The organism is Micromonospora deserti (assembly GCF_003236335.1).
GTDB lineage: Bacteria > Actinomycetota > Actinomycetes > Mycobacteriales > Micromonosporaceae > Micromonospora > Micromonospora deserti.
Genome location: NZ_POUB01000340.1, coordinates 1 through 5,672, shown reverse-complemented (window position 1 = coordinate 5,672; position 5,672 = coordinate 1). Strand labels below are relative to the sequence as shown.

Annotated in this window: 5 protein-coding genes; 4 read left to right on the top strand and 1 reads right to left on the bottom strand. The window is 72.5% G+C overall.

The features are described 5' to 3' along the window. From C1I99_RS28665 to C1I99_RS28655, 3 genes are all read left to right on the top strand, one after another. A partial coding sequence (locus tag C1I99_RS28665; protein ID WP_233512767.1) for a phosphatidate cytidylyltransferase occupies positions 1–1,013 on the top strand: 1,013 nt, incomplete at its 5' end. A 104-nt stretch (positions 1,014–1,117) separates the two neighbouring features. Further along, the gene (gene rlmN / locus C1I99_RS28660; protein ID WP_111137324.1) at positions 1,118–2,263 is read left to right on the top strand and encodes a dual-specificity RNA methyltransferase RlmN; all 1,146 of its coding nucleotides are present in this window, start codon (positions 1,118–1,120) and stop codon (positions 2,261–2,263) included. 31 nt (positions 2,264–2,294) lie between these two features. After that, positions 2,295–3,410, top strand: coding sequence for a DivIVA domain-containing protein (locus C1I99_RS28655; protein WP_111137323.1), 1,116 nt, complete (start codon positions 2,295–2,297; stop codon positions 3,408–3,410). Positions 3,411–3,493: 83 nt separating this feature from the next. On the opposite strand, the gene C1I99_RS28650 is transcribed toward C1I99_RS28655, so the two are convergent. After that, positions 3,494–3,715, bottom strand: a complete 222-nt coding sequence (locus C1I99_RS28650) for a DUF2631 domain-containing protein (RefSeq protein WP_111137322.1) — start codon at positions 3,713–3,715, stop codon at positions 3,494–3,496. Positions 3,716–4,040: 325 nt separating this feature from the next. On the opposite strand from C1I99_RS28650, the gene C1I99_RS28645 reads away from it, so the two are divergent. Next, positions 4,041–5,615 (top strand): Rieske 2Fe-2S domain-containing protein, encoded by a 1,575-nt coding sequence (locus tag C1I99_RS28645; protein WP_111137321.1) that lies wholly within the window; start codon positions 4,041–4,043, stop codon positions 5,613–5,615. Positions 5,616–5,672 lie beyond the last annotated feature (57 nt).

Below are 5,672 nucleotides of genomic sequence, written 5' to 3'. Positions count from 1 at the left end.
GGCGTGAGCCGTACGGCGGCGGCCCGGGCGGGATGAACGGTCACCGCGAACCTGACGACTCCGGATACCCGACGGCCCAGCTCGAGCCCGTCCGGGACGACGTCCCGGCGCCCGCGCCGGAGCGGCCCCCGGGCCGGCGGCAGCCGGGACGCCGCCGGGCCAGCGCCGACCGGCCCGCCACCCAGCAGTCCGCGCCGGGCCGCGCCGGGCGTAACCTGCCGGCGGCCATCGCGGTCGGCGTGGGTCTCGGCGCCGCGATCGTGGTGCCGCTGTTCCTCTACACCCCCGCGTTCCTGGCGGTGGTCGCCGCCGCGGTGGGCATCGGCAGTTGGGAGATGTCCCGGGCGGTACGCCGCAGCGGGGCCCACCCGCCGCTGGTGCCGCTGGTCGTCGGCGGTGTGCTCACCGTCGGCATGGCCTGGTACGCCGGCCCGGACGCGCTCAGCCTCGGGCTGCTGGTCACCGTGCTCGGGACGATGGTCTGGCGGTTGGGTGACGGGCCTCGCGGCTACCAACGGGACTTGACCGCGGCCACCCTCATCGCGGTGTACGTGCCGTTCCTCGGCGGCTTCGCCGCGCTGCTCGCGGCGGTGCCCGGCGACGGTCACCTGCGGGTGCTGGTCACGCTCGTGGCGGTGGTGCTCTCCGACACCGGCGGGTACGCGGCCGGGGTCTCCTTCGGCAAGCATCCGATGGCGCCCTCGGTGAGCCCGAAGAAGTCCTGGGAGGGGTTCGCCGGCTCGGTCACCGCGGCGGCGGCCGGCAGCGCCCTGCTGATCTGGCTGCTCTTCGACGTGTCCCCGTGGTGGGGTGCGCTGTTCGGGCTGGCCGTCTCGGGTGCCGCCGTCCTCGGCGACCTCGCCGAATCGATGATCAAGCGGGATCTGGGGGTGAAGGACATGAGCAACCTGCTCCCCGGGCACGGCGGCCTGATGGACCGGCTCGACTCGATCCTGTTCGCGGTGCCGGCGGCGTACCTGCTGCTGGCGGTCTTCGTCCCGGTGGCGGGCTGAGGCGTGAATCATCCGGGTGGGCGGGCCCCGTCCGGCCGGTGGGGGTTGATTCGGCACCTCCGGACGGGTGCGTCCCGCGCCCGGCGTGACAGACTGGACGCGCCATGACGAGCCTGCCCCTGATTCCCGTCGACCCGGACGCCCGCGCGCGCCGGGCGGCGATGCCTCCCCGACACCTCGCCGACCTCGACCTCGCCGGGCGCCGGGCGCTCGTCGCCGAGCTGGGGGAGCCGGCGTTCCGGGCCAAGCAGGTCTCCACGCACTACTTCGGCCGGCTGGTCCGTGACCCGCGGCAGATGACCGATCTGCCCGCCGCCACCCGGGGCACGTTCGCCGAGCACCTGCTGCCCACGCTGCTCACCCCGGTACGCGAGCTGGCCTGCGACGACGGCGCGACCCGCAAGGCGCTCTGGCGGCTGCACGACGGCTCGCTGGTGGAGAGCGTGCTGATGGGCTATCCCGACCGGGTCACGGTCTGCATCTCCAGCCAGGCCGGTTGCGGCATGGCGTGCCCGTTCTGCGCCACCGGCCAGGCCGGCCTGACCCGCAACCTGTCCACCGCCGAGATCGTCGACCAGGCGGTGTACCTGGCCGGGGTGGCGGCCTCCGGGGCGGTGGCGGGCTCGCCGCCGCGGCTGTCGCACGTCGTCTTCATGGGCATGGGCGAGCCGCTGGCCAACTACTCGCGGGTGGTCGCCGCGATCCGCCGGCTGGTGGCGCCCGCGCCGGAAGGGCTGGGGTTGTCCCAGCGGCACATCACCGTTTCCACGGTCGGGCTGGTGCCGGCCATTCGCCGACTGGCCAGCGAAGACCTCTCAGTGACTCTTGCGTTGTCGTTGCACGCCCCCGATGATGATCTGCGCGACGAACTCGTGCCGGTCAACCAGCGCTGGAAGGTAGCCGAGGTGCTGGACGCAGCGTGGGACTACGCGGCCCGGACAGGACGCCGCGTGTCGATCGAGTACGCAATGATCAAGAACGTGAACGACCAGCCGTGGCGAGCCGACCTGCTCGGTCGGCTGCTGGCCGGGAAGCTGGCCCACGTGAACCTGATTCCACTCAACCCGACTCCGGGCAGCCGCTGGGACGCCAGCCCGAAGCCGGTCGAGCGGGAGTTCGTCCGGCGGTTGCGCGACGCCGGGGTGTCCACCACGGTGCGGGACACCCGGGGGCGTGAGATCGACGGAGCGTGTGGGCAGCTCGCCGCCGCCGAGGACAGGGACACCGACCGGGCCGGGGAGACCGCGTGACCGGGCGTAGCGAACGAGACCAGGAGACATAGTGGCGAGTCAGGGTCAGCGTTTCCGGCGCAAGGCGCTCCGCCGGGGATACAAGGTCGACGAGGTGGACGCCTTCCTGGACCGGGTCGAGGCGACTCTCGCCGGTCAGCCGGTCGGCGCGCCCGTGGCGTCCCAGGAGGTTCACGACGTCGTCTTCCGGGTCCGGTTCAACGGCTACGACGAGTGGCAGGTCGACCTGCACCTCGACCGGGTCGAGCGGCAGTTGGCCGAGCTGGAGGAGCGTGGCGCGATCGGCGGCCGGGGCGGCGACCCCCGGGCGGCCGACCGGCTCGGCCCGCCGGACCGGATGGGCCCGCCGGACCGGATGGGCCCGCCGGACCGGATGGGCCCGCCGATGCGCGACGACCGGGGCATGTCGCCGGTGCCGCAGCCGCCGATGCCGCCCCGGGTGATGCCGGCGCAGGCCGGCCCGCCCGCCGACCGCTACGGCCGCTACGACGAGCCGACCGGCGCCTTCGCCGGTGGCTACGACGCCCCCCGGGGCGGGTACGAACCGCCCCGCGGCCCGGGCGGCCCGATGGGGCCGGGTGCCCCGATGGGCCACGGCGCCCCACCACCGCGCGGCCTGCCCCCGGGCCCCGGCGGCTACGGCCCGGACGAGTCGCGCTTCGACGGCTTCGAGGCCGGCCGGCACGGCCGCGCGGACATGACCGCCGAGATCCGGATGTCGGAGCGGGAGCTGCGTGACATGCGCGGCCACGGCCCGGCCGGCCCGCCGATGCCGCAGCAGGGGCCCGGCGGCCCACCGATGGGCGGCCCGCCCGCGGTGCCCGGCCCGCCGCCGATGGCCGGTCCGCCGATGGCCGGTCCGCCGATGGCCGGTCCGCCGATGGCCGGTCCGCCCGGCAGCGACCTCTACCGCGTCGACCAGATCCGCCGCAGCTTCCAGGTGCGCCGCTTCGGCAGCGGGTACGACCCGGACCAGGTCGACCGGTTCTTCGACAGCCTGCTCGGCGGTATGCAGGGGCGCAACCCGATGCCGGTGAACCCGAAGGACCTCGACACGCTGCGCTTCGGGTTGGTGCCCGGCGGCTACTTCGAGGCCGAGGTCGACGCCGCGCTCAAGGACGTGCAGGACATCCTCTTCGGCCGCTGACCCGCGTACGACGAGGGCCCGCTCCCCGGCCGGGAGCGGGCCCTCGCGCGTGTCACGTCCGGCGCGCGGGTGGGCGACGTGCGTCAGGACCGCAGGCCGTTGCGCCGCAGCACCGCGTCGCCGATGACGATGACCAGCAGCAGCACGGCCAGGCCGACCAGCCAGATGTCCTCGACCCTGCCCTCGTGGTTGCCGCAGAGCATCGCCAGCAGCGCCAGCGCGGTGAGGACCGCGCCGATCCGCCCGGACTTGCGGTGCCCGGGCTTGTGCTGGTCTGGCGACGTTACCGGCTCGCTTCCTGCCACTGTCGGTCCTTCCCTCGCGATCGGATCTCCGGTTAGTCTGGCACGCCCCGTGCGGGGCCCGGCGTGGTGGGGGCGCGTGGGTCGGGCTTGCCGAGCCTGGTCGTTCCCGCGGTCGGGCTTGTCTCTCCGGGACCGGGCTCTCGCCGGGCCCGGGCGCCGCCGGGATCCGCCGACGGGGTCGGTGCCACGGCCGCGGCGACCCCAGGGCTCGTGGACCTCGTCTCGGTGGGGCGGATCGGCATACCGGCGTCGCGGGGCGGTGGCCGGAGGGGCTCCGGTAGCGTTCTGACGTACACCTTGTTTGTCTTTCCGAGGGGGAACTGCGGTGCGAGTGACCGGTACGGGGCACGCCAGCATGCGGATCGACACGGCCGCGGGCAGCATCCTGTGCGACCCGTGGGTCAATCCGGCCTACTTCGCCTCCTGGTTTCCGTTTCCGGACAATTCGCTGCTCGACTGGGAGACCCTCGGCGACGTCGACTACCTGTACGTCTCCCACCTGCACCGGGACCACTTCGATGCGGCCCACCTGAAGCGCTTCGTGTCGAAGAAGGCGACCGTGCTGCTGCCCGCGTTCCCCACCTCGGAGATGGAGGACGAGCTGCGGGAGTTGGGCTTCACGAAGTTCCTGAAGGCGCCGAACGAGGAGGTCGTCGAGCTCGACGGCGGCCTGAAGGTCATGATTCAAGCGTTGACCAGCCCCACCGACGGCCCGATCGGCGACTCCTCGCTCTGGGTGGAGCACGACGGCGTCCGGCTGCTCAACCAGAACGACGCCCGCCCCACCGACCTGAGCACCTTCGCCGAGCTGGGCCACGTGCACGCGCACATGCTGCAGTTCTCCGGGGCGATCTGGTACCCGATGGTCTACGAGCTGCCGCAGGCGGCGAAGACCGCGTTCGGCAAGCAGAAGCGGGACCGGCAGTTCGACCGGACCTGGCGCTACATCGACGACCTGAAGGCCGACCACGTCTTCCCGATCGCCGGCCCGCCGTGCTTCCTCGACGACGAGCTGTGGCAGCTCAACGACATCCACGGCGACGAGGGCAACATCTTCCCCGACCAGTCGGTCTTCCAGCGCGAGTACGCCAAGGTCGGCGGCACCAACGGGGTGGTGCTGCTGCCGGGCAGCGTCGCCGAGCTCACCACCGGGGCCTGCGAGACCAGCCACCCGGTGCCGGTGAAGGAGTTCTTCGCGAACAAGGCCGTCCACCTGGCGGAGATGCGGGACCGCAAGCGCGGCGTCATCGAGGCGGAGAAGGCGTCCTGGCGGCATCCCGAGATCGACGTGCTCAAGGAGATGAAGCGGCGGATCGAGCCGCTGCTGGAGGAGTCGATCTACCTGGCCAAGGGGGTCGGCGGCCCGGTCCGCTTCGATCTGGTCGGCTACGACGGTGAGAGCGTCGAGTCGATCGTGGTGGACTTCCCCGGCAAGCAGGTCCGGTCGTACGCCGACGAGAAGGTCCGCTACCGGTTCCGCACGGAGCGGGCGCTGGTGGAGCACCTGCTGCACACCGGAGAGGTGGACTGGGTCAACTCGCTCTTCCTCTCCTGCCGGTTCTCCGCGGCCCGGATCGGCCAGTACAACGAGTTCGTCTACGCCTTCTTCAAGTGCCTCTCGGAGGAGCGGTTGCAGTACGCCGAGGGCTGGTACGACGAGCACGAGCGCACCAGCGACGCCGAGGACATCACGCTCGGCGACTGGGTGGTGCAAAGGCGCTGCCCGCACCTGAAGGCGGACCTGACCCGGTTCGGCATCGTCGAGGGCGACCAGCTCACCTGCCAGCTGCACGGCTGGCGGTTCGACCTGGCCAGCGGTCGCTGCCTGACCAGCGTCGGTCACAAGATCCGCGCTCGCCGCGCCGACGCCCAGGCCCCCGCCGGCGAGATCCTGGGCTGACCGCCGCCCAAACCCTGTCTCTTATACAAATCTGACGCTGCCGACGAAGCTAGAAGT

Excerpts from the sequence above, each read along its gene's own strand:
- rlmN (WP_111137324.1), top strand. The coding sequence starts at position 1,118 with ATGACGAGCCTGCCCCTGATTCCCGTCGACCCGGACGCCCGCGCGCGC.